This window comes from Billgrantia sp. NRB1 (genome assembly GCF_056921725.1).
Genome location: NZ_CM167783.1, coordinates 938,266 through 959,819, shown reverse-complemented (window position 1 = coordinate 959,819; position 21,554 = coordinate 938,266). Strand labels below are relative to the sequence as shown.

Below are 21,554 nucleotides of genomic sequence, written 5' to 3'. Positions count from 1 at the left end.
CCTGCCCTACAACAAGGCTCCAGCCACCACGTTCCACTCTCGCACCTGCCAACGGGTTACGAGACCGTTGAGCACATAGGGATCATGCTCGACAAAGGCCTCAACCACGCTTTGGTCATCCCCCTTGAAAAGCAAAACGCCGGTATCTACGGGGTTGGCCAAGGCTCCACCCAGCAACAGTTCACCTCGCTCTGCCGCCTCCCGGGCTTGAGCTAAATGCGTCTCACGGTACGGTTGGCGTTTCTCGAGAATGTTGTCGACATAATCATAGGTGAGCAGGAAATACATCAGGGTCTCCAAGGCTTCATGCAGAAGCCGTTCAGGGTTCTTCCAATGATAGTCATCACGGCATCATATCCCCTTCAACCCTGACCAAAGCGCCCGGCCAGCCCACGCAGCCCCTCGGCCAGCACCAGGGCATCGACCCCCACGCCGACGAAGCCGCACCCGGCTTCCAGGTAGCCGTGGGCCTCGGCCTCGTCGAGGGTGATGATCCCGGCGGCCTTGCCGGCGGCGCGGATCCGCACGATGGCGTCGTCGATGGCCGAACGCACCTCGGGATGCCCGGGGTCGCCACGGTGGCCCATGGCCGCGGAGAGATCCGCCGGCCCGATGAATAACCCGTCTACCCCTTCCACCGCCGCGATGGCCTCCAGGTTGGCCAGCGCCTGGGGGCTCTCCAGCTGCAGAATCAGGCAGATCTGCTCGTCGGCATGGTCAAGGTAGTCCTCGACCTGGCCCCACCGCGAGGCCCTGGCCAGGGCGCTGCCCATGCCGCGAACGCCCTCGGGGGGATAGCGGGTGGCAGCCACCACCCGAGCCGCCTGCTCCGCCGTCTCCACCATCGGAATCAGCAGGTTCTGAACGCCGATATCCAGGTACTGCTTGATCAGCACGGTGTCGCCCTGGGGCGGGCGCACCACTGGCGCACTGCCATAGGGCGCGATGGCCTGGAGCTGGCCCAGCAGGCTGGCCAGGTCGTTGGGCGCATGCTCGCCGTCCAGCAGCAGCCAGTCGAAGCCGGCGGTGGCGGCGAGCTCCGCAACGTATGGGCTTGCCAGGCCCAACCAGACGCCCGTCATGGGCTCACCACGGCGCAGGCGATGCTTGAAGGGGTTGGGGGTCATGGAACGTCGAGACTCCTTGGTGAGCGTCGCCTCCGGTGAGGATTCGCTTCGTCGATGATGCTTCCTCAGACACACTTGTCATACAAGCATACATAGCGCATTTCACCAAAGCACTTAAAGCGCCCTGTGGCCACATTCCCGGCAGGAGCCCCGCAGCGCCACTATTCCGAAACGGAACCTGATTCAGGAAGCCGCGCCAGGCCGTCGAGTCCGCGATAGACGAAACAACGGCTGGCGGGGTCGCGACGTGAGGCGCAGAGTACAGCGAGCCGGATCAGGTCAGCCGGCGCACCGCCAGCTCCACCCCGCGCAGTTCGGCCAGGCCACGCAGGCGGCCATAGAGCGGGTAGCCCGGGGCCGTATCACGGTGCTGGTCGTCGAGAATGTGGTGGCCGTGGTCGGGGCGAAGCGGCAGGCGCGGCCCGCCTTCGCGCTCACGGCGACGCTCTTCGTCCACCAGCGCCCGGATCACCGTCACCATATCCACGTCGCCGTCGAGGTGCGGGGCCTCGTGGAAGGAACGCGGGTCGGGAGCCTCGCGCCGCGTCGAGCGCAGGTGGGCGAAGTAGATCTTCGGTCCGAAGCGCCGGGCCATCTCGGCCAGGTCGTTGTCCTCGCGCACCCCATAGGAGCCGGTGCACAGGGTCAGGCCGTTGGCCGGGCTGGGCACAGCGTCAAGGATCCACTGGGCATCCTCGGGAGTCGAGACAACTCGCGGCAGGCCCAGCATCGGCCGAGGCGGGTCATCGGGGTGGATCGCCATGCGGATACCCACCTCCTCGGCCACCGGAATGACCGCGCGCAGGAAATAACCCAGGTGCTCGCGCAGGCGCTGAGCGTCGATTTCGGCGTACTCGGCCAGCACGCCACGGAACTGCTCCAAGGTATAGTGCTCCTCGGCACCCGGCAGGCCGGCGATCAGCGTATTGACCAGCTTGTCACGGCCGGCCTCATCGAGGCCGTCGAGATAGCGCCTGGCCGCGGCCTTCTCGTCCTCGCTGTACTCCGCCTCGGCCCCGGGGCGTGTGAGCAAGTAGAGGTCGAAGGCGGCGAAGGCGGTCTGATCGAAGCGCAGTGCCAGCGCCCCGTCCGACAGCGACCAGGCCAGGTCGGTGCGGGTCCAGTCCAACACCGGCATGAAGTTGTAGCAGACGGTGTCGATGCCGCAGGCCGCCAGGTGCCGCAAGGTCTGGCAATAAGTCTCGATCAGGCCATCGCGCTCCGGCAAGCCCAGCTTGATAGCCTCGGGAACCGGCACACTCTCCACCACCGACCAGGTCAGGCCGGCGGCTTCGATCATGGCTTTGCGCTCACGAATTGCCGTCGGGGGCCAGGCTTCATGGTTAGGCACCTCGTGAAGCGCCGTGACGATGCCGGTGGCCCCGGTCTGGCGGATCTCCTCGAGGCGAATGGGATCCTGGGGACCGAACCAGCGCCAGGTCTGTTCCATGGGAGTCTCCTCCTGTCAGGTTCGCGCGCACTCGACCAGAGCGGCGGCGAGCCCATGTTGTGTCAGGGTGCGATAAGCAGCCAGCAGCGCCGCCACGAAGTCGGTGTCGGTCGCGAGCGCCGGCGGCATCACGTCTTGCATGGCGAGAAAAGCCCCTACCAGCGCCTCATCATCCTGGCCGTGCCGCTCATGCAGAGCGGCGAAGCGCGCTGCCAGGGGGTCGTCCACCGGGTAGACGTTACCGCGGTGATCATGGCCGGCGGTATAGCGAATCCAGGCAGCCAGCCCCAGAGCGACACAGGGCGCCGGCCGGCCGGCCTGTCGGCGCGCCAGGGTGCCCTGCAGCCAGCGCTGGGGAAGTTTCTGGCTGCCGTCCATGGCAATCTGCTGCAGGCGGTGGCGCAGGCTGTCGTTGGCGAAACGCGCCAGCAGGGAGTCGGCGTAGGCGGCGAGATCGGTATCCTCGGGCATGGCGAGCGTCGGAGCGGCTTCCTCCAGCATATAGCGGCGCAGCAGCGCCCGCAGGTCGTCGTGGCCGACCGCTTCGGCCACCGTCTCGATCCCCGCCGGGGCCCCCAGGTAGGCGAGCAGCGAATGGCTGCCGTTGAGCATCCGCAGCTTCATGGTTTCGAAGGGGGCGACGTCGGCGACCATCTCCACGCCGTCGGCCGCCCAGTCGGGACGCCCCTGGGGAAAGTCATCCTCCACTACCCACTGGGCGAAGGCCTCGCCGACCACGGCGTTGAGGTCGTCCACGCCCAGCTCAGTGAGCCGCGCGAAGTCGGCCTCGGTCATGGCCGGCACGATGCGGTCGACCATGCTGCAGGGGAAGGCCACCTCGCGCTCGATCCACTCGGCCAGGCTGGTATCGCGCTGCTGGGCCAATTGGATCACGGCCCGGCGGGTGCGCTTGCCGTTGTCCGGCATGTTGTCGCAGGAGAGCACCGCAAAGGGCGCACTCCCCTGCGCCCGACGCCGCGCCAGCCCCTCCACCAGCAGGCCCGGGGCGGTGCGCGGTGCCTGGGGCGAGGCGATATCGGCGGCGATCATGGGATCATCCACCAGCAGCTCGCCGCTGGCAGGACTGAGGAAGTAGCCCTTCTCGGTGACGGTCAGAGTGACAATGCGGGTGTCCGGCGATGCCAGCCGCGCCAGCAGGGCCTCGAGGTCGCGCCCCCAGCGCCCATTGGCATCACGCCCGGTGAAGAGCGTCTCCTCGATCACCCCAATCTCACGCAGGGTCAGCCTCTCGCTATCGGCGTATTCGGCCACCTGATAGCGATGGCCGGCGGCGCGCAGGCCATCCACCAGGTCCACGCCGGTGCGCAGGTTGGCACTGCTGATTCCCCAGGCGTCATTGCCGGTACGCTGGCGATAGTGCTCCAGGTAGACCGCCTGATGGGCGCGGTGAAAGGCGCCAAGGCCCAGGTGGACGATGCCAATTCGCCCGCTGGCATCCGCGGCGGAAAATCGCGTGATGATCATTGAACCCCCTTGGTCATCAGGCTACTCGCCCATCAGCAGCGTGGGCAGCCATAGGGAAATCGCCGGCACGAACGACACCAGTAGCAGTATGATGAGGTTGCAGACCAGGAAGGGCATGATGGCCTTGGCCACGGTCAGCATCGGCAGCTTGCCGATTCCCGACACCACGAACAGGCAGACCCCGACCGGCGGCGTCGTCAAGCCGATCATCAGATTGAGTACCGCGATGACGGCAAAATGCACCGGGTCAAGCCCCACCCCGGTGGCCACCCCCAGCAACGCCGGGAAGAGGATGATCAGGGCGGCGATGGTCTCCATGAAGGCGCCGACGAACAGCAGGATCAGGTTGAGAATCAGGATGACGATGATCGGGTTCTCGCTGATGGAAAGAATCAGCGCAGCGATCATCTGGGGGACCTGTTCGCTGGTGAGTATCCAGCCGAACAGATTGGCCAGGCCCACCAGCAGCAGCAGCGCCGCGGAGGTCAGCACTGTGTCGCTAAGAATCCCCGGCAGCTTGCGCCAGGTGAGCCCCTTGTAGACATACATGCCCACCACCAGCGCATAGAGGCTGGCAACGATCGAGGCTTCGGTGGGGGTGAAAAAGCCACCGATGATGCCGTAGAGGATGATCACCGTCATCAGCAGCGCCCAGAAGGCCGTGCGCGCCTCGCGCAGCAACTGCAGGAAGGGCACCCGCGCCCCCTTGGGATAGCCGCGGCGCACGGCGAGAATATACACCGTGATCATCATCGCCAGCCCCAGCAGCAGCCCGGGGATGGCGCCGGCCAGGAACATGCGCCCCACCGAGACCCCGGAGAGCGAGCCGGCGATGATCATCGGCACGCTGGGCGGAATGATCGGCCCCACGGTGGAGGAAGCGGCGGTGACCGCGGCGGCGAAAGGCTTGTCGTAGCCGGAGCGCGCCATGCCTGGAATCATCACCGAGCCAATGCTGGCCGAGTCAGCCACGGCGGTGCCCGAGATGCCGCCGAAGATCATCGAACCGCCGACGTTGGCCAGGCCCAGGCCGCCGCGAATATGGCCCAGCAGGGCATTGGCAAAACGCACGATGTGTTCGGTGATATTGCCGACATTCATCAGGTTGCCGGCCAGTACGAAGCCGGGGATGCAGAGCAGCACGAAGGTGTCGATGCCGGCATACATGCGCTGCGGCACGATGGTCAGCGAGATGCCCTCGAGCAGCAGGTAGCTCAGCGAGGCGATGCCCAGGGCAAAGGCGATGGGCACGCCGATGACTAGCAGCACCAGGAAGACGCTGAACAGAATGATCACTTCCATTACGGCGTCTCCACAGTGTCGTTATCAGGTTGACGGAACATGGCGACTAGCCCTTCCAGAAAGCCGAGGACGCTGTAGACCAGCAGCAGGCCAAACAGCACCACGGTGGAAAAGAAGACATACAGCATGGGGATCTTGAGGGTGGGTGAGCTCTGCCAGGCGGCATTCTGCGCATAGATCCACGCATAGGGCAGCACGATATAGGCAAAGACACCGACCACCAGACAGACCAGCGCCTGGTAACCGGCCCGGGCACGCGGCCCAAGGCGATGATGGAAGAGCTCGACGTTGACGTTGCGGTTCTGGCGCAGCACCACCCCCGCCGATAGCGCCACCATGTAGACGAACAGGTAGCGCGACAGCTCCTCGGTCCAGGCCAGGGTAAACGGCAGAAACAGCCGGCCGGAAATCTGCAACAGCACGGTAATGGCGATCGCCACCAGCGCCGACACGGCAAGCCCCATGAACAGGGCGTCGATCCAGCCGACCAGGCGCCCAACGGGCCCCTTGAAATGGGGAACCGACGCCAGCGGGGAGTCCAGGCTTTCGATGATTTCCTGCTCAACCGCCTTAGGGTCTGGGGAGTTCATACTCGAACCTCGCTCAGCCACACTGCCCATACGGGTAGTCGGACGGACACAGGCGTGTCCGCCCGGGCCGGATTATGGACCTGGCGAACAGGGGACCGGCCCCTGACCGCCGCACGCATTACAGGTCCTGGATGGCGTCAAACAGTGCGCGCTGTTCCTCGTTCAGCGCATCCAGCACGGCGGGACGCGCCTTCTCGGCGAAGGCCTCGATATCCACTTCGACGAACTCCATGCCACGCTCCTGCAGCGCCTCTTCGAGCCGCAGCTGATCTTCCTCGAACAGCTCGGCCTGATACTCCTGCATCACCGCGGCGGCATCGAAGATCACCTGCTGCAGCTCTTCCGGCATGCCATCGAGCTGGTTCTGGCCGATCACTACGTAGATCCAGCTGCGCACATGACCGGTGAGGTTCACATAGTCCTGCACCTCGTAGAAGCTGGCGCTCTCGATGAGGCTCAGCGGGTTCTCCTGGGCCTGGATGGTGTTCTGCTGCAGGGCGGTAAACACTTCGCTGAAGGCCATGGGCGTGGGCCGGGCCCCCAGGGCTTCCCAGGTGTCCACGAACAGCGGCACATTGGGCACCCGCAGGCGAATACCGTCCAGGTCATCGGGATGCTGGATCGGGCGGTTAGAGGTCAACTCCCGCGGGCCGCGTTCGAACCAGGCCAGCGGCACCAGATTGGCGCGCTCGGTGATCTGGGCCTCGATTTCGGCGCCCACCTCGCCGTTCACCGTGGCATGCAGATGCTCGGCATCGCGGAAGGCATAGGGAACGGCCATCATCGCCGCCTTGGGCGCCCAGTTTTGCAGGCTTTCGCCGGTGATGGTCATGTCGGCGGTGCCCAGCTGGATGCTATTGATCACATCCATCTCGGCGCCGAGCTGCTCGCTGGGGTAGATTCGCACCTCGATGCGGCCATCGGAGTTGGCCTCGACCTCTTCCTTAAAGCGCTCCGCGGCCAGGTGCCAAATGTTCTGTTCATTGGCCAGGTGACCAAAGCGCAGTGTGAAATCCGCTGCTAGAGCCGTCTGGCTGCCGATCAGGGTCGCGCCGAGCACGGCGCCGGTTACCAGTTGCTTGATCATGGTGTGAACTCCTGCACTTTCTGATTATGGGTTGTTGGCGATAGTGGGTTGTCGAGCGTGCTTCGTTACAAGCATCGAGCCACCCTCAGGCACCGATCTGGATCAGCACCTTTCGGGCCCTTTCAGGATGGTGATCGAGCATGTCGATGGCACCCGGCATCTCGTCGAATGGCAACCGGTGGCTAACCAGCGCCAAAGGATCGAGACGGCCAGCAGCCATCAGCTCGAGCACCTCCGGAAACTTGCGGTTGTTCAGGCGTGACCCCACCAGGGTCAGCTCCTTCTTGATCACCTCCAGCTGCACCAGGTCGCTTGGGGTCGGATTGAAGCCCAGCAGACCGATGCGGCCGGCCGGCGAGGCCAGGCGCAGTATCAGCGGCAGCAGCGCCGGCACGCAGGCGGCGTCGGCGATCAGCGGCACTCCCTCGCCCTCCGTCAGTTCGCGGACCACCTGCTCCACGTCCTGATCACGGCCGTGGACCACATGGCGCGCGCCCAGCTCGCTGGCGGCCGTCAGCCGCTCGTCGATGACGTCGGTGACGATCACCTCTTCGATACCCTTGGCCCGGGCCATCTGCAGGATGGTCAGGCCGATCACTCCGGCGCCGAACACCAGCAGGCGATCGCCCGGATGGGGCTGCATGCGGTCGAGGACGTTGGCGGCAATGGTGTAGGGCTCCACCAGGGCCGCCGCGTCCAGGTTCAGTCCCTCGGGCAGCCGGTGCAGGTTGGCGGCCGGCACCGCAACACGCTCCTCGAAGCCGCCGTCGCGATGCACGCCGATGACTTCCAACGAGGTGCAGACGTTGGGTCGGCCGATACGGCAGGGATAACAGTGGCCACAGCTGATCACCGGGTCGATGCAGACCCGATCGCCTTCGGCCACGCCTTCGACGCCCTCGCCCACCGCCTCGACCACACCGGCGAACTCATGGCCGGTGATGCGCGGGAAGCGCACGAAGGCGTTGTCGCCGTGGATGATGTGCATATCCGACCCGCAGATGCCCGCGAACGCAACGCGAACCAGCGCCTCACCGGGCCGGGCCCGGGGCACCTCCACCTCGGCGAGCCGGTAGTCCAGCGGGGCGTTGACCTGAAATGCCTTCATGATAGGTATCTCCTCACCAGTGCCAGAGGGTGCCATCTTCCAGGCGATTGACCGGCAAGCTGGCGCGCTTGTAGGGGTAGCGCTTGGCCAGCGCTTCATCGATGTCGACACCGTGCCCGGGCGTTTCGCCGGCGATGAAATGGCCATCCTCGAAGCGGTAGTCGTGGGGGAAGACCGCATCGGTCTCCGGGGTGTGGGGCATGTACTCCTGGATACCGAAATTGGGCACCCAGGTGTCGAAATGGATAGCGGCCCCCAGGCACACCGGCGACAGATCGGTGGGACCGTGGAAGCCGGTACGCACGTGGTAGAGCCCAGCCAGATCGGCGAGGCGACGCACATGGGTGATGCCGCCGGCGTGGGTCAGGGAGGCGCGGATATAGTCGATCCACTGGTTCTCGATCAGCGTCTTGGCATCGAAGAGGCTGTTGAACACCTCGCCCACCGCCAGCGGCGTGGTGGTGTGTTGACGAATCAGGCCAAAGCCTTCCTGATTCTCGGCCGGCACGCAGTCTTCAAGCCAGAACAGGTGGTAGGGCTCAACCTCCTTGCCCAACCGCGCCGCCTCGATGGGGGTCAGGCGATGATGGACGTCATGGAGCACGTGCAGGTCGTCGCCGAAGCGCTCGCGCACTGCAGCGAACAGCTTGGGCACGTGGTTGAGGTACTTCTCGGTGCTCCAGACGTGCTCGGCGGGCAGCTCGTTGTCGGCGGGTTCATAGCGCTCGCCGGCCTTCTTGGCTACCCCGTAGATGCTGGCGATGCCCGGCACCCCGGCCTGGACCCGCACAGCGCGATAGCCCTCATCGACGTGGCGAGCCACCTCGTCCAGACAGGCCTCGATGTCATGGCCGGTGGCATGGCCGTAGACCATCACCCGCTCGCGGCTCTTGCCACCCAGCAGCTGGTAGAGCGGCATGCCGGCCAGCTTGGCCTTGATGTCCCACAGCGCCATGTCCACCGCGGCGATGGCGCTCATGGTCACCGGGCCACGCCGCCAGTAGGCGCCACGGTAGAGGTAGTGCCAGATGTCTTCGAGACGCTGCGGGTCGCGCCCGATCAGCGCCGGGATCACATGCTCCTCTAGGTAGGCCACCACGGCCATTTCCCGGCCGTTCAGGGTGGCATCGCCGATGCCGTAGACCCCCTCGTCGGTGACGATCTTGAGGGTCACGAAATTGCGCCCCGGCGAGGTGACTAGGGTATAGGCCTGTTCGATTCTCATTCGCTGGCCTCCATGACCAAGGAGTGGGTCTGCTGCGCTTCGAACATATCGGGGAAGCGCCGCACCAGGTCGGGCAAGGACTTGAGGATCTCGCGCTGGTGAAGACGCATGGCCTGTTCGGCGCCTTCCACGTCGCGCGCCTCGATCGTAGAAACGATGGCCGCATGCTGCTCGATCAGCCGAGCGATGGGCGTGGCATCCGGCACGCTGAGATAGCGCACGCGGTCGAACTGAGCCTTCACCTCCTCGATCACTTTCCAGGCCGCCTGCTGGCCAAGTCCCAGCGACAGGGTGCGATGGAAGGCCTCGTCGAGGCGGTAGAAGCGATTGAAGTCGTGGGGCTCGACACAGCGCCGCTGGCGCTCCAGCAGCTCATGCAGCTCGGCCAGTGTGGCCGCATCCAGGCCCTTTGCCGCTGCACTTCGCACTACCGCCACCTCGATCGCCTCGCGCACGAAGCGCGCCTCCAGCACCGCCCGCTGGGAGATTTTCACCACATAGGTGCCCCGCTGGGGCCTGACCTCCACTAGCCCGGCCTCGGCCAGGCGAATGAAAGCCTCGCGTACCGGCTGGCGACTCACCGAGAAGGTAGCCGCCATCTCCTTTTCAGACAGCGCCTGCCCGGGAGCCAGCACCATATGGATGATCGACTCGCGTAGCACCTGGTAGAGCCGCTGGCGAACGGAGTCACTGTCGCGAGTTTCCTGCCACAAAGTTAGCAGTGTCGTGTTCATGGCACCTGTCCTGATTCGAAGGTCCACAGAGTGGCTAACCCTGCCCTGATATGACTAGTATGGTAGTATGGAGCAAAGATCGAAAGCGCGTTCCGCTTAGACGTTGGTATGATACGAATCGCCAGGAGATTCCCATGAAGCGCCGCCCCTACGCAGGAACCGACCACCGCAAGGCCCTCAGCATCGACGATCTGGAGCGCATCGCCCGTCGACGCCTGCCCCATTTCGTCTTCGAATACCTCTACGGTGGCTCCGACGACGAGCAGTCGCTGCGCCACAACCGAGCGGTGTTCGATGACTACCGGTTCGAACCAAACACCCTGACAAACGTCGGCAACCGAGATCTGTCGACCGATATGCTCGGCCGGCGCCACGCTCTACCCTTAGTGATCGGTCCCACCGGCTATAACGGCATGGTGAGCGAGAACGGCGACGTCAAGCTGGCCAGGGCGGCCGCCGGTCACGATATTCCCTTTGTGCTCAGCAATGTCTCCACCACCTCACTGGAGGAGATTGCCGCCCTCGAGGGCCTGAACGCCTGGATGCAGATCTACTTCTATCGCGATCGCGACTACGTCCGAGCGCTGATCGAGCGCTGCCGGGCCGCCGAGTACTCGACACTCGTCATCACCACCGACAGTGCCATCTACGGCAATCGCGAATGGGATGCGCGCAACTTTCGCCGCCCCATGAAGCTCGATCTCAGAAACATGCTGCACGTGCTCTCGCGGCCACGCTGGATCTTCGATGTGCTGGTCCCCCACGGCGTGCCCACCTTCAAGAACCTCGGCGACCTGCTGCCACCCGAGCGCAACACCGTGCAGGGTGCCTCGGCGGTGATCGGCGAGCAGCTCGACCCCTCTCTGAATTGGGACGACATCGCTTGGCTACGCGACCACTGGCGGGGCAACCTCATCGTCAAGGGCATCCTGGCTCCTCACGAAGCCCAGCGCGCCGCCGAGCTGGGCGTCGACGGCGTAGTGCTCTCCAACCATGGAGGGCGGCAGCTCAACCACTCTCGCTCGCCCCTGGAGGTGCTGCCTGAGGCGCGACGCCGGATCGGCAGCCGCTGCGCGCTGTACGTCGACAGCGGCTTTCGCCGCGGTACCGACGTGGTCAAGGCCCTTGCCCTGGGGGCCGATGCCGTCTGGCTGGGACGTGCCACGCTCTACGGCCTAGCGGCGGGCGGCCAGGCCGGCGTCGAACACGCCCTCGGTATTCTTCAGCGGGAAATCGACAGAACCGTCGGGCTGCTGGGCTGCAACAGCGTGGCCGAACTGAAACCCGAGCTGGTAGTGCCGGCGCTACGCTAAACAGGCCCGCCCTCGGCCAGCCGGAGACCCAGATACCCAGATACCCAGATACCCGGCCAGCAGCAGACTAGCCTCCATCCCGGGGTTTCCCATAAGATACGTTATAACGTAACGTTTCTAACTCCTGAATCGACCCGTAGCGCCTTCGAGTTAGGGGGTACCCATATGGGGCCTAGCAAACCCGTCGGCCACCGCCCATCACACCGAGGGTCACGAGAGACCGCGATGCCGCAATCAGCCGAAGAGGCGCGCCTGCTGGCGATGCCCGACGACGATTACATGAACGACGAGCAGCTGGACTTCTTCCGCCGGCGGCTGCTCGAGGAGAAGGCGCAGGTGGAGCGCCATCTGGACGAGGTACGCGCCGCCATGGCCTCCCATGAGCGTGACAGCGACGAGCTGGACCAGGCGGCCTTCGAGGAGGCGCTACGCCTGCAGCTGCGCCAGGCCGATCGCGAGACCCGCCTGCTAGCCAATATCGAGGCGGCCCTGCGCCGCATCGAGGCGGGCGACTACGGCTACTGCGAGGAGACCGGCGAGCCGATCGGACTGCCGCGGCTGCTGCTGCGTCCCACCGCGAGGCTCTGCCTGGAGGCCAAGGAGCGCCAGGAGCAGCGCGAGAACCACTACCGCAAGACCCGAGGTGACGGCTGATGACATCCCCGCAAACGCCCCTGCCGGTGACCGTGCTCTCCGGCTTTCTGGGTGCCGGCAAGACCACCCTGCTCAACCACATCCTCGCCAACCGCGAGGGCCGTCGGGTGGCGGTTATCGTCAACGACATGAGCGAGGTTAATATCGATGCCGCCCTGGTGCGCGGCGCCCCCGGTGGCGAGGAGGAGGTGACCCTCAACCGCGCCGAGGAGCAGCTGGTGGAGATGAGCAACGGCTGCATCTGCTGCACCCTGCGCGAGGACCTTCTCGTGGAGGTGCGCCGGCTCGCCGAGGAGGGGCGCTTCGACACCCTGGTAATCGAGTCCACCGGCATCTCCGAACCGCTGCCGGTGGCCGAGACCTTCACCTTCGCCGACGAGCAGGGGCAAAGCCTCTCGGACGTCGCTCGGCTCGACACTCTGGTCACGGTGGTCGACGGCGCCAACTTCCTCACCCAGTACCGCGAGGCGCAGTCCCTGGCCGAGGCGGGTGAGAGCCTGGGCGAGGAGGACGAGCGCAACGTCGCCGACCTGCTGGTGGATCAGGTCGAATTCTGCGACGTGCTGCTGATCAGCAAGACCGACCTGCTCACCGCCGCCCAGCTCGACGAGCTCACCGCCGTGCTGCGCTCACTCAACCCCGAGGCGGAGCTGATTCCCATCACCCACGGCCAGGTGCCGCTGGAGAAGGTGCTGGAAACGGGGCGCTTCAGCTTCGAGCGCGCCCAGCAGGCCCCTGGCTGGCTCAAGGAGCTGCGCGGCGAGCACGTCCCGGAGACCGAGGAGTACGGCATCTCGAGTTTCGCCTACCACGCCCGGCGTCCCTTCCGACCACAGGCGTTCTTCGAGCTGCTGCATGGCGACTGGTTTGGCGGCAGGCTGCTGCGCTCCAAGGGCTTCTTCTGGCTGGCCACCCGGCCGCAGTTCGCTGGCCAGTGGAGCCAGGCCGGCGGCATCGCCCACTACGGCTTCGCCGGCATGTTCTGGAAGGCGGTGCCGGAGTCCCGCTGGCCGGAGGACCCCGACTATCGCGCCGCCATCCTCGACAAGTGGCAGGAGCCCTTCGGCGATATGCGCCAGGAGCTGGTCTTCATCGGCCAGAACCTCGACGAGGCGCGCATCCGTCAGGCTCTGGACGCCTGCCTGCTCAGCGAGGAGGAGCTGCTGGCCGGCAAGGCGGCCTGGCAGGCGCTGCCCGACCCCTTCCCCGCCTGGGAGTAGCCCATGCACGACGCAGACCTCATGCCGGTCACGGTGCTGACCGGCTTTCTCGGCAGCGGCAAGACCACCTTGCTCAACGCGCTGGTTCGCCAGCCCACCATGTGCGATGCCCTGGTGGTGATCAACGAGTTCGGCGATATCGGACTCGACCACCGGCTGGTCGCCGAGGGCGACGAGCACAGCGTGGTGGAGATGAGCAGCGGCTGTCTCTGCTGCACCATTCGCGGCGACCTGAGCCGAAGCGTCCAGCAGGCCTGGGAGGCGCTCGCGCGCGATGGCGGCCGGCCGATCTCCCGGATGATCATCGAGACCACCGGCCTCGCCGACCCGGCGCCCATCCTGCAGACGCTGATGACCGACCACTGGCTCGCCCACCGCTTCCGCCTGGATGGCGTGGTCTGCCTGGTGGATGCCGCCAACGGCGTCTCGACCCTGAACGCCCACCGGGAATCCCAGCGCCAGGCCGCCATCGCCGACTGTCTGCTGATCACCAAGGCCGACCTGGTGGACGACGACCGCCTGGCCCGGCTGCGTGAGCGGCTCACCGAGGTCAACCCCGCCGCCGAGCAGTTAGAGGTGCGCCACGGCGAGGTGGACGCCGAGCGGCTGACCGCCCGGCGCCTGCCCGCCTCGGGCAAGGCAGGCCAGCAGGCCGAGGGCTGGTTGGGTGCCGCCTCCTACGCTCAGGTGTCGCTCCAGCCGGGACTGGCGCCCACCGCCAGCGAGGCCGCCGCACCGCTGCTGGCGCCAACCACCGCCTCGCCGCTCAGCCGGCACGGCGAGCAGATTCGCTCCTTCTGCTTCAGCGTGGAGGCGCCCATTGCCCCCGAGGCGCTGGAAGACTGGCTGGACCTGCTGATGAGCCTGCTCGGTGACAAGATGCTGCGCATCAAGGCCATCGTGAACGTGGCGGGGCAGGTGCAGCCGCTGGCGCTGCACGGCGTCCAGCATATCTTTCATCCACCGGTAACCCTGCCGTCGGAAGCCTGCCCGGACGGCGTCTCGCGCTTCGTGTTCATTACCAACGGCGTGGCGCCCGAGGCCGTGACCCGGCTGTTCGACTTCTTCCAAGCGCCCCAGGCCGAGCAGACCCCACCGCCACCGTAAGCCACCCAAGAGGACGAAAAAAAGCGCATGGTGCTTGTCAGCCATCATGCGCCAATACGTTCGAAACAAAAGACTCAAGGAACGGCTTTCATGTCATATCAGCACTCCGACCACATTCTCACCAGGTTGTTGTAGGTGCCCGTCAGGGCGACCAGGTCGGCCTGAGCCTCGCCCTGCTCGGCCCTCAGGCGACGCAGCGAATTGTCCATTTCGTAGAGCAGGCGGCGCTTTTCCGTGTCGCGAATCAGGCTCTGCATGAACATGTAGCACCCCAGCCGCTCGCCGCGCGTCACCGGCGTGACCTCGTGCAGCGAGCCCGACGGATAGGTCACCAGACTCCCCGCCGCGAGCTTGACGGTCTGCTCACCGAAGGTGTCGATGATCTTCAGCTCGCCCCCGTCGTACTCCTCCGGATCCGACAGGAACAGCGTCGCGGACACGTCGGTGCGCAGATAGCTGCCGTCCGGCAGCGGCCGCAGCGTGCTGTCGATATGCTTTCCGTAGTGGCTATCCTCCACGGTATAGCGGTTGAAGTTCGGCGGAATGATCTTGAAGGGAAGCAGCGCGCTCATGACGTCGGGCGAACGGTTCAACGCCCGCATCACCGATGTTCGCAGCTCGCTCAGGACCGCCGACTGCTCGGGAATCTGTAGGTTCTTCTTTACCTGTCTGGCCTGGGGACCGGCACTGATACCTCGCGCCCACTCGGCAGCCAGCAGCTGGCGGCGCATGGCCGCCAGCTCGTCAGGCGTCAGGATGTTCTCGAAACTGACAATCATGCCTTGGCCTTAACATTAAATCGCTTAGAACTCATAGCGAACCGTGGCGATGGCATGCCGGCCCGGCCCGGGAATACCTTGCGCCCCACCTTCTGCCAACTGGGAGATATAGTCCTTGTCGGTCAGGTTGAAGGCGTTCACACGCACCTGGAGCTCATCGGTAAAGCGATAAGACGTTGACGCATGGAAGATCGAGTAGCCATCGATCTCGACCTGGCGACGGCGCGCCCCGGGCTCGGACGCCACATTGTTCACCTGGCTAGCCACATACTCCATGCCGCCGCCGATGCTCCACCGGGGGGTCACGTCGTAGTCCGACCAGATATTGAACGTGTGGCGCGGTGTGCCGCCCAGTCGCGATCCCACCTCCCACTCGTTATTGGAGCTACGCACTTCCGATTCCATATAGGTATAGCTGGTATAGAGGTCCCAGCCGGGCGCCAGGCTGCCCATGGCCCCCACTTCGAAGCCCTCCACGCGCTGCTTGCCGTCCAGGACGTCGAGCAGGTCGCCGCCGCCCTGGGCAGGGGTCCGCGCGTTGGTCTTGTCGGTACGGAACAGCGCCGCGCTCAGCAGCAGGTTATCTGCGACGTTCCACTTGGTACCGAGCTCATAGGCGACGGTGCGCTCGGGGTCGGTATCGAAGGCCGACTCATCGATGATGTCCTCCCGCCGCCGATCGCCGCCATGCTTCTGACCCGTCGCATCGGCACCACCGGCCAACTGCACCAGGCCCCGGTCGAAGGTGCCGGTCACATCGAAGGCGGTTCCCACCGAGGCATAGACGGTGCCGTTCTCCGTCGGCTTGAAGACCAGGCCGAGGTTGCCGCTCCACTCGCTGTCGGTGCGCGATACCGGCCCCAGATTCCCTTGAGGGAGTGCTTCATAGCCGGTATCCGTCGCCGTGGACTTGACGTGGTCCCAGCGCACTCCGGTGTGAAGGTCCCACTGGGGCGAGAGGGCGGCGACATTCAGGGCATAGAGACCCAGCTGCTCCGACTCCAGGCGGTGGCGCGTCCCATCATAGTAAGCCACTGGCCTGACGCGACGCTCGGGATCGTACAGGGACGTCCGGGGGCCGTTCTGATCGGGACGGCGATCGTTCTTGATGTCGACATAGCCCAGTTCCGCACCGAGGACCAGGTCGTGCGCCACCCGACCGGTATCGAAGTTGAGCAGCAGGTCGGTCTGGTTGAAGAAGGAGGTGTCGGTCTGGTCGCGGGGCTTCAGGTCGCCCTGCACCAGCGCCTGGTCGAAGTCGCCGCTTCCCCAGGCCGCTTCAGGCACCTTGATGCGCGGCGAGGAGGTGATGGAGTCGTTTTCTACCCGGCTGGCACGAAACTGGTTGCGCACGCTCAGGCTGTCGTTCACATAGTGTTCCACCGCCACGCCCAACTGGTCGACGTTGACCTTCTGGTAGTCATCCACGTGGCCGTAGTAGCTGCCGTAGTCGATGCCCGGCGGTACTCGACCCGTGTAGTAGCCGTCACCGGCGCGCTGCCCCCCGGGGTTCGCGTATTGTTGTTGGCCGTCAATTCAGCGGTATCACCGCTGAAGCCTTCGCGGTCGATCGGGATCCCCTGGTCAGGAATGTTGTTCTGCCGAGTGTGCAGGAAATCGAGCTCGACCCGCGTGTCCTCCTGCAGCCCCCACACGTAGGCGGCATAAACCCCGTGGCGATCCTGCTCCACCACGTCCCGGCCATGGCCGTCCTGGGTATGGTGCATGAGGTTAAGTCGGAACGCGCTGTTATCGTCGATGCGGCGGTTGAAGTCCCCGGTCAGGCGAAAGAGGTTATCCGTGCCGATCGACGTATCGATCCGGTTGCGATCCTCCATGAGGGGCTGCTTGGTGACGAAGTTGATGGTGCCACCGGCAGAGCCACGGCCGGAGAACGCCGAGTTGGGCCCCTTGATGACCTCGATTTGCTCCACGTAGAACGGATCGCGGAAGTAGTTGCCCAGATCCCGGGCGCCGTTGACGTTGATATCGTCGCGAGCATTGAAGCCGCGAATCTTGAGCTGGTCACCGCCGGGCGGGTTACCCTCCCCCGCCTGCAGGCTGATACCGGAAACGTTGCGCAGCGCATCGCGCAGCTCGGTCACGTTCTGGTCGTCGAGCAGGTCGCTGGTCAGCACAGTCACGATACGCGGCGTTTCCTGAACGCTACGCTGATAGCGCACGCTGTCCATGAAGGTGCCGCGATACCCTGTCACGGTCACGGTGTCCAGCTCAGCGGATGGGGACTCTGGCGTCTGCGCATGAACATTGACGCTCATCGCGGCCAGCATGCAGGCACTGGCGGCTAGCACGCTGCGACCGAAGGAAGATTTTGCTGGCGCCGGGGAAAGCGCCTCTAGCGCCTTGGGCAGCGCTTTTTTCTGGCAAAAATGCATTGAGTGTTCCCTTATATGGAGAAGGCGAATGACCTGCCTCCCGCTCATTTCGTCACGATCCCTCCACCTCTCCGTGTGGAAGCGTTGTTGTTCGTTAGCTCCTGATCCGCAACACTGTAACAAAAGAAGAAAAAAACATAAAAAAAAAGGATTTGCATTCAGTAACTGCCATGCATCAGCCCCCCCTTCCTGCCAAACAAGCTCCTAGCCGGCGAAGGTATCGTCCGACGGCATCGGATCGACCGCCTGTGACTGCGCCAGGGGAAGCGCTTGATGTCGAGGGTCCAGGGGCTCGGCGGCGATCACGTAGTCCGCGCCGCAGGCCAGCCCCTTCTCGCTGCGCGCATGGGGGAGCGCCTCGGCGCGCAGCGTTTCAACGCGGCTTCTCAGCGCCGCTTCCAGGGCGGGATCCTTCAGGGCCTCCAGCTGCTTCAGGCACATGTCGAGCTGCGAGTTGACGAAGCGCTCGCGGTAGCGGATAGGAAACTGCCGGATCTCTCGCACGCGAAAGCCGGCAATGCCGAGCTGGCGCAGCACCCAGGAGGCCGGATACTCCCGATAGGGGCGCCCATTGCCCATCAGCAGGCAGGCGTCACGCAGCCGGCCGATGGCCTGGACGATGCGCCCCTCTTCGGTATCGGGTGCGTCGAGCACGTAGGGCTCGGTGCCGACGATGTAGAGCCTGCCCTTCACGTGGGGCCTCAGACGCGTCAGCACCTGCTCCTGCCAGTAGGGCGCAAACCCGTCGATGGCGCCAATGAAGTAGTCCAGCAGCACCGTATCGAAGCACTCCCCGTAGAGCAGTTCGGGAGCGACCCAGTTGGCCACCAGCACGCGATCCTGAGGGCGCATGCGCTCCCCCGCGGCCTTCTTGGCGGTGCGCGCCATGCCGGTCGAAGCAGTGACCGCGGCCCAGCGCTCGGTCTCCAGCGAGGAGACCCAGCGTAGGGAGTTGTAGCCGGTGCCCGCATCGAGAAAGCTGCCCCAGGGCAGGCTGCCCTGCAGGGTCTCGATGGCGCGGAAGATCGGCGAGGTGGTCTGGGACACGGTCTGAGAAGGCGCTGTGCTCATTGGGTGATCTCGTTAATCCAAAGCCGGCAACGGAAGATCCGAAGCGTATCACGACAGTAGCGGCAACCCACCCGCTGGCGCGCTGCCGGCCTGCCAGGCTAGCGAGGCCCCGAGCCACAGGATGATCAGACCGCCGGCCATGGCCAGCCAGCCACTCAACCGCCCCAGGCGCACCGCGCCCCCGCCGCTGGCGAACCGGCCGTAGTGGCGAATGACCCAGTCCCGGGCCAGCACGCTGGCCAGCGCCAGGGCCGAGACGGTCATCCCCGTGCCCAGCGCCATCACCATGACCGCCGCGGCGCCCAGGGCCGCATGGCCCAGCAGGCTGGCCGCCCCCATCATCAGCACCGCGCCGGTGCAGGGGCGCAGGCCGATCACCACCACGGTGGCCAGCGCCGTGCGCCAGTTGCCGACCTCCTCCGGGGCGATATGGTGGCGCGACCCGCAGCCGCAGCCATCATGCCGATGGTCGGGAGCGTGCCCATGAGCGTGGCCGTGATCATGCGTATGGCTGTGGTCATGGGCGTGGCTGTGGTCATGGGCATGGGCATGGGCATGGCGGTGAGCGTGCTCATGACCGAGGCCGGGTTCTGGCCCCAGCGCGTGCTGATGGCCGTGAGCGTGGTCGTGATCATGGTGGTGAGCGTGGTGGTGGGCATGGTGGTGGGCGTGGCGGTGATCATGCTGGCCGTGATCGCCGCTGGCCTTCGTGCGCCGCAGCAGCCGCCAGGCCCTCAGGCAGAGCCAGGCCCCCAGCAGCGCCACCATCAGAAAGCTCGCCAGCTCCAGGCTCGCCACGCTGCCCATAGCCTGGCGGGTCAGCCAGCCCAGGCCCTGAACCAGCACCAGCACCATGGCGATGGCCATCATGCCCTGCAGGAGGGCGGCGCTGAACGAGAGCCCCAGGGCGCGCTTGAGGCCACCGCCCTGGGAGACCAGGTAGGTGGAGAGCACCGCCTTGCCGTGGCCGGGGCCGGCGGCATGGAAGACCCCGTAGCCGAAACTCAGCGCCAGCAGCCAGCCGGCGGTGGCCCAGCTGGGCGTCTCGGACCAGCCGCTCACGGCCAGGGTGAGCGCCCGATGCAAATCGCGCTGCCAGGCCAGGATCTGCAGGCTCAGGCCGCGCATTACGCCCAGCTGTAGTAGCAGCGCGGCCGCGATAAACAGCAGCGCCAGGCCGCCCAACAGCCATCGGTGGCGTGTCAGGAAACCTCTCAGCCGGGAGGAAACGCCGGCCGGGTCGGTAGACGAAGGGAGCGAGCTGGCGTGACGCGTCATGGTGGACCTCTGGTGACGGTACTCTCTGGGCAGGGCTATCGCTGGTAGCGGCATCGCTCAAGGCTGCTCCGGGGACAGGTCGAAGAGGGGGTCCTATGCCAGGGATGGCATCGGTAGCGCCCAAGGAGGGGTTCACAGCGCCCCCTCTCAGGCCTGTCCCCGGCGCCTTTCGCTAACCGGCATCGGTAACTGCGGTAGCCCTACTCACGTAGTCCTTGGCTGGTTATCGGTCGGGCTCGAATGTTATGTTATAACATTTACTGCATCAACCACCGAGAGCGGTCCATGAACAAGCATCCTCTGGAAGATATCGCGGCGGCCCCCGCCACTCGCCTTGGCACACTGGGCTGGGTCGGGATGGAGGGCATCGCCCTGCCGCTGCAGGTGGCCGGCCAGGCCATCGCCGGCCGCGCTTCGGCGGGCGTCAGCCTCGATGATCCCACCGCCCGCGGCATTCATATGTCGCGTCTCTACCTGGCACTGGCCGAGCTGGAGGGTCAGGAGCTCTCGCTGTCGCGGGTGGCCGGGGTGCTCGACGCCTTCCTGGAAAGCCACGAGGGGCTCGCCCACCGGGCCTTTCTCGACCTGGAGGGGGAAGCGCTGCTGCGCCGCCCGGCGCTGATCAGTCCCCTGTCGGGATGGAAGACCTACCCCTTCACCCTGTGCTGCCGCCGCGACGCCCAGGGCCTGCACGCCATCCTCGAGCTGAGCGTGGGCTACTCCTCCACCTGCCCCTGTTCGGCGGCCCTGGCGCGCCAGCTGATCCAGCAGGCCTTCGACGAGGACTTCACCGAGATGCCGGTGAGCCGCGAGGCGGTGCGGACCTGGCTGGGCAGCGACCAGGGCGTGCTGGCCACCCCCCACAGCCAGCGCAGCCAGGCGCACCTGGCCGTGCGCCTCGACGCCGGCCAGGCGGGGCTGCCGCTGCTGGCGCTGGTCGACCGCGTGGAGCAGGCGCTGGGCACCGCCCTGCAGACCGCCGTGAAGCGCGTGGACGAGCAGGCCTTCGCCCTAGCCAACGGCCAGAACCTGATGTTCTGCGAGGATGCCGCCCGGCGCCTGCACCACGCCCTGCGCGACCAGCCCGGCATCGAGGGCTTCTCCCTGCGCGTGGTACACGCCGAGAGCCTGCACGCCCACGATGCCGTGGCACGCAGCCAGTGGAACTGGCAGGAGGCGTGATGGATATCTGGCTACAGCTGGAGCAGGCCGAGCGCGGCGAGCGTCGAGCGCTGGAAGCGGTGCTAGCCGCCATTCCCTGGAACGCCGACGGCCTGATCACCGCCATCGCCCAGCAGCACGACAGCGGCGAGGTGCTGATGCTGGCCTGGATGAACCGCGAGGCGCTGCTGGAGACCCTGAGCACCGGGCGAGTCTGCTACTGGTCGCGTTCGCGGCAGACCCTGTGGCGCAAGGGCGAAAGCTCCGGGCATCGCCAGCGGCTGATAGAAGCGCGGCTGGACTGCGACGGCGATGCGGTGCTGCTGCGGGTCGACCAGCAAGGCCCCGCCTGCCACACCGGGCGCCCCAACTGCTTCTACAACGCCATTCGCGACGACGCGGTGGAGGTCATCACCGCGCCGCTGAACCGGTAACGCCAACGCCGCCTGACCGAATCCAGAACAGCG

General features: G+C 65.7%; 21 protein-coding genes. 6 read left to right on the top strand and 15 right to left on the bottom strand.

What is annotated here, in order from left to right; all coding sequences use genetic code 11:
• Positions 1–6: 6 nt before the first annotated feature.
• The 10 genes from ACZIYR_RS04375 to ACZIYR_RS04330 form a co-directional block, all read right to left on the bottom strand.
• Complete coding sequence (locus tag ACZIYR_RS04375) at positions 7–288, bottom strand: YciI-like protein (RefSeq protein ID WP_473032562.1); 282 nt, start codon at positions 286–288, stop codon at positions 7–9.
• Between the two features lie 74 nt (positions 289–362).
• Positions 363–1,127 (bottom strand): 4-hydroxy-2-oxoheptanedioate aldolase, encoded by a 765-nt coding sequence (hpaI, locus tag ACZIYR_RS04370; protein ID WP_483528334.1) that lies wholly within the window; start codon positions 1,125–1,127, stop codon positions 363–365.
• Between the two features lie 274 nt (positions 1,128–1,401).
• Positions 1,402–2,577 (bottom strand): mannonate dehydratase, encoded by a 1,176-nt coding sequence (gene uxuA / locus ACZIYR_RS04365; RefSeq protein WP_483528333.1) that lies wholly within the window; start codon positions 2,575–2,577, stop codon positions 1,402–1,404.
• Positions 2,578–2,592: 15 nt separating this feature from the next.
• A complete protein-coding gene (locus tag ACZIYR_RS04360; RefSeq protein WP_483528332.1) occupies positions 2,593–4,062 on the bottom strand; it encodes a mannitol dehydrogenase family protein in 1,470 nt (489 codons plus the stop codon).
• 21 nt (positions 4,063–4,083) lie between these two features.
• Positions 4,084–5,364 (bottom strand): TRAP transporter large permease, encoded by a 1,281-nt coding sequence (locus ACZIYR_RS04355; RefSeq protein WP_483528331.1) that lies wholly within the window; start codon positions 5,362–5,364, stop codon positions 4,084–4,086.
• Complete coding sequence (locus tag ACZIYR_RS04350) at positions 5,364–5,954, bottom strand: TRAP transporter small permease (RefSeq protein ID WP_483528330.1); 591 nt, start codon at positions 5,952–5,954, stop codon at positions 5,364–5,366. The genes ACZIYR_RS04355 and ACZIYR_RS04350 overlap by 1 nt, the downstream gene beginning before the upstream one ends.
• 118 nt (positions 5,955–6,072) lie before the next feature.
• Positions 6,073–7,041 (bottom strand): TRAP transporter substrate-binding protein, encoded by a 969-nt coding sequence (locus ACZIYR_RS04345; RefSeq protein WP_483528329.1) that lies wholly within the window; start codon positions 7,039–7,041, stop codon positions 6,073–6,075.
• Between the two features lie 85 nt (positions 7,042–7,126).
• A complete protein-coding gene (locus ACZIYR_RS04340) occupies positions 7,127–8,149 on the bottom strand; it encodes a Zn-dependent oxidoreductase (RefSeq protein ID WP_483528328.1) in 1,023 nt (340 codons plus the stop codon).
• A gap of 13 nt (positions 8,150–8,162) precedes the next feature.
• On the bottom strand, positions 8,163–9,374 hold the full coding sequence (gene manD, locus ACZIYR_RS04335; protein WP_483528327.1) for a D-mannonate dehydratase ManD: 1,212 nt from the start codon (positions 9,372–9,374) through the stop codon (positions 8,163–8,165).
• Positions 9,371–10,108, bottom strand: a complete 738-nt coding sequence (locus ACZIYR_RS04330) for a GntR family transcriptional regulator (protein WP_483528326.1) — start codon at positions 10,106–10,108, stop codon at positions 9,371–9,373. The genes manD and ACZIYR_RS04330 overlap by 4 nt, the downstream gene beginning before the upstream one ends.
• A gap of 134 nt (positions 10,109–10,242) precedes the next feature.
• On the opposite strand from ACZIYR_RS04330, the gene ACZIYR_RS04325 reads away from it, so the two are divergent.
• From ACZIYR_RS04325 to ACZIYR_RS04310, 4 genes are all read left to right on the top strand, one after another.
• Positions 10,243–11,421: an alpha-hydroxy acid oxidase gene (locus ACZIYR_RS04325; protein ID WP_483528325.1), complete on the top strand. Its 1,179-nt coding sequence runs from the start codon at positions 10,243–10,245 to the stop codon at positions 11,419–11,421.
• A 225-nt stretch (positions 11,422–11,646) separates the two neighbouring features.
• Positions 11,647–12,075: a TraR/DksA family transcriptional regulator gene (locus ACZIYR_RS04320; RefSeq protein WP_483528324.1), complete on the top strand. Its 429-nt coding sequence runs from the start codon at positions 11,647–11,649 to the stop codon at positions 12,073–12,075.
• Positions 12,075–13,295, top strand: a complete 1,221-nt coding sequence (gene zigA, locus ACZIYR_RS04315) for a zinc metallochaperone GTPase ZigA (RefSeq protein ID WP_483528323.1) — start codon at positions 12,075–12,077, stop codon at positions 13,293–13,295. The genes ACZIYR_RS04320 and zigA overlap by 1 nt, the downstream gene beginning before the upstream one ends.
• A 3-nt stretch (positions 13,296–13,298) precedes the next feature.
• Complete coding sequence (locus ACZIYR_RS04310) at positions 13,299–14,402, top strand: CobW family GTP-binding protein (protein ID WP_483528322.1); 1,104 nt, start codon at positions 13,299–13,301, stop codon at positions 14,400–14,402.
• A gap of 98 nt (positions 14,403–14,500) precedes the next feature.
• On the opposite strand, the gene ACZIYR_RS04305 is transcribed toward ACZIYR_RS04310, so the two are convergent.
• The 5 genes from ACZIYR_RS04305 to ACZIYR_RS04285 form a co-directional block, all read right to left on the bottom strand.
• The gene (locus tag ACZIYR_RS04305) at positions 14,501–15,181 is read right to left on the bottom strand and encodes a Fe2+-dependent dioxygenase (RefSeq protein WP_483528321.1); all 681 of its coding nucleotides are present in this window, start codon (positions 15,179–15,181) and stop codon (positions 14,501–14,503) included.
• 24 nt (positions 15,182–15,205) lie between these two features.
• Positions 15,206–16,636, bottom strand: coding sequence for a TonB-dependent receptor (locus ACZIYR_RS04300; RefSeq protein WP_483529044.1), 1,431 nt, complete (start codon positions 16,634–16,636; stop codon positions 15,206–15,208).
• Entirely contained in the window at positions 16,549–17,577 is a 1,029-nt protein-coding gene (locus ACZIYR_RS04295; protein WP_483528320.1) for a TonB-dependent receptor, read from the bottom strand. The genes ACZIYR_RS04300 and ACZIYR_RS04295 overlap by 88 nt, the downstream gene beginning before the upstream one ends.
• A gap of 204 nt (positions 17,578–17,781) precedes the next feature.
• The gene (locus ACZIYR_RS04290) at positions 17,782–18,648 is read right to left on the bottom strand and encodes a class I SAM-dependent methyltransferase (protein WP_483528319.1); all 867 of its coding nucleotides are present in this window, start codon (positions 18,646–18,648) and stop codon (positions 17,782–17,784) included.
• Positions 18,649–18,696: 48 nt separating this feature from the next.
• A complete protein-coding gene (locus ACZIYR_RS04285; protein WP_483528318.1) occupies positions 18,697–19,926 on the bottom strand; it encodes a nickel/cobalt transporter in 1,230 nt (409 codons plus the stop codon).
• Positions 19,927–20,211: 285 nt separating this feature from the next.
• Between ACZIYR_RS04285 and folE2 the strand changes: the two genes are divergently transcribed.
• Together folE2 and hisI are read left to right on the top strand one after the other, a co-directional pair.
• Positions 20,212–21,108, top strand: a complete 897-nt coding sequence (gene folE2 / locus ACZIYR_RS04280; protein WP_483528317.1) for a GTP cyclohydrolase FolE2 — start codon at positions 20,212–20,214, stop codon at positions 21,106–21,108.
• Positions 21,108–21,521: a phosphoribosyl-AMP cyclohydrolase gene (gene hisI / locus ACZIYR_RS04275; protein ID WP_483528316.1), complete on the top strand. Its 414-nt coding sequence runs from the start codon at positions 21,108–21,110 to the stop codon at positions 21,519–21,521. The genes folE2 and hisI overlap by 1 nt, the downstream gene beginning before the upstream one ends.
• The last annotated feature ends 33 nt before the right edge of the window (positions 21,522–21,554 follow it).

Coding starts and splice junctions, on each gene's coding strand:
- uxuA (WP_483528333.1), bottom strand. CDS start 2,577: ATGGAACAGACCTGGCGCTGGTTCGGTCCCCAGGATCCCATTCGCCTC.
- ACZIYR_RS04295 (WP_483528320.1), bottom strand. CDS start 17,577: ATGCATTTTTGCCAGAAAAAAGCGCTGCCCAAGGCGCTAGAGGCGCTT.
- ACZIYR_RS04325 (WP_483528325.1), top strand. CDS start 10,243: ATGAAGCGCCGCCCCTACGCAGGAACCGACCACCGCAAGGCCCTCAGC.
- ACZIYR_RS04355 (WP_483528331.1), bottom strand. CDS start 5,364: ATGGAAGTGATCATTCTGTTCAGCGTCTTCCTGGTGCTGCTAGTCATC.
- ACZIYR_RS04330 (WP_483528326.1), bottom strand. CDS start 10,108: ATGAACACGACACTGCTAACTTTGTGGCAGGAAACTCGCGACAGTGAC.
- zigA (WP_483528323.1), top strand. CDS start 12,075: ATGACATCCCCGCAAACGCCCCTGCCGGTGACCGTGCTCTCCGGCTTT.
- ACZIYR_RS04350 (WP_483528330.1), bottom strand. CDS start 5,954: ATGAACTCCCCAGACCCTAAGGCGGTTGAGCAGGAAATCATCGAAAGC.
- ACZIYR_RS04360 (WP_483528332.1), bottom strand. CDS start 4,062: ATGATCATCACGCGATTTTCCGCCGCGGATGCCAGCGGGCGAATTGGC.
- ACZIYR_RS04285 (WP_483528318.1), bottom strand. CDS start 19,926: ATGACGCGTCACGCCAGCTCGCTCCCTTCGTCTACCGACCCGGCCGGC.
- folE2 (WP_483528317.1), top strand. CDS start 20,212: ATGAACAAGCATCCTCTGGAAGATATCGCGGCGGCCCCCGCCACTCGC.
- ACZIYR_RS04310 (WP_483528322.1), top strand. CDS start 13,299: ATGCACGACGCAGACCTCATGCCGGTCACGGTGCTGACCGGCTTTCTC.
- ACZIYR_RS04375 (WP_473032562.1), bottom strand. CDS start 288: ATGTATTTCCTGCTCACCTATGATTATGTCGACAACATTCTCGAGAAA.
- ACZIYR_RS04345 (WP_483528329.1), bottom strand. CDS start 7,041: ATGATCAAGCAACTGGTAACCGGCGCCGTGCTCGGCGCGACCCTGATC.
- hpaI (WP_483528334.1), bottom strand. CDS start 1,127: ATGACCCCCAACCCCTTCAAGCATCGCCTGCGCCGTGGTGAGCCCATG.
- ACZIYR_RS04290 (WP_483528319.1), bottom strand. CDS start 18,648: ATGAGCACAGCGCCTTCTCAGACCGTGTCCCAGACCACCTCGCCGATC.
- hisI (WP_483528316.1), top strand. CDS start 21,108: ATGGATATCTGGCTACAGCTGGAGCAGGCCGAGCGCGGCGAGCGTCGA.
- manD (WP_483528327.1), bottom strand. CDS start 9,374: ATGAGAATCGAACAGGCCTATACCCTAGTCACCTCGCCGGGGCGCAAT.
- ACZIYR_RS04305 (WP_483528321.1), bottom strand. CDS start 15,181: ATGATTGTCAGTTTCGAGAACATCCTGACGCCTGACGAGCTGGCGGCC.
- ACZIYR_RS04340 (WP_483528328.1), bottom strand. CDS start 8,149: ATGAAGGCATTTCAGGTCAACGCCCCGCTGGACTACCGGCTCGCCGAG.
- ACZIYR_RS04320 (WP_483528324.1), top strand. CDS start 11,647: ATGCCGCAATCAGCCGAAGAGGCGCGCCTGCTGGCGATGCCCGACGAC.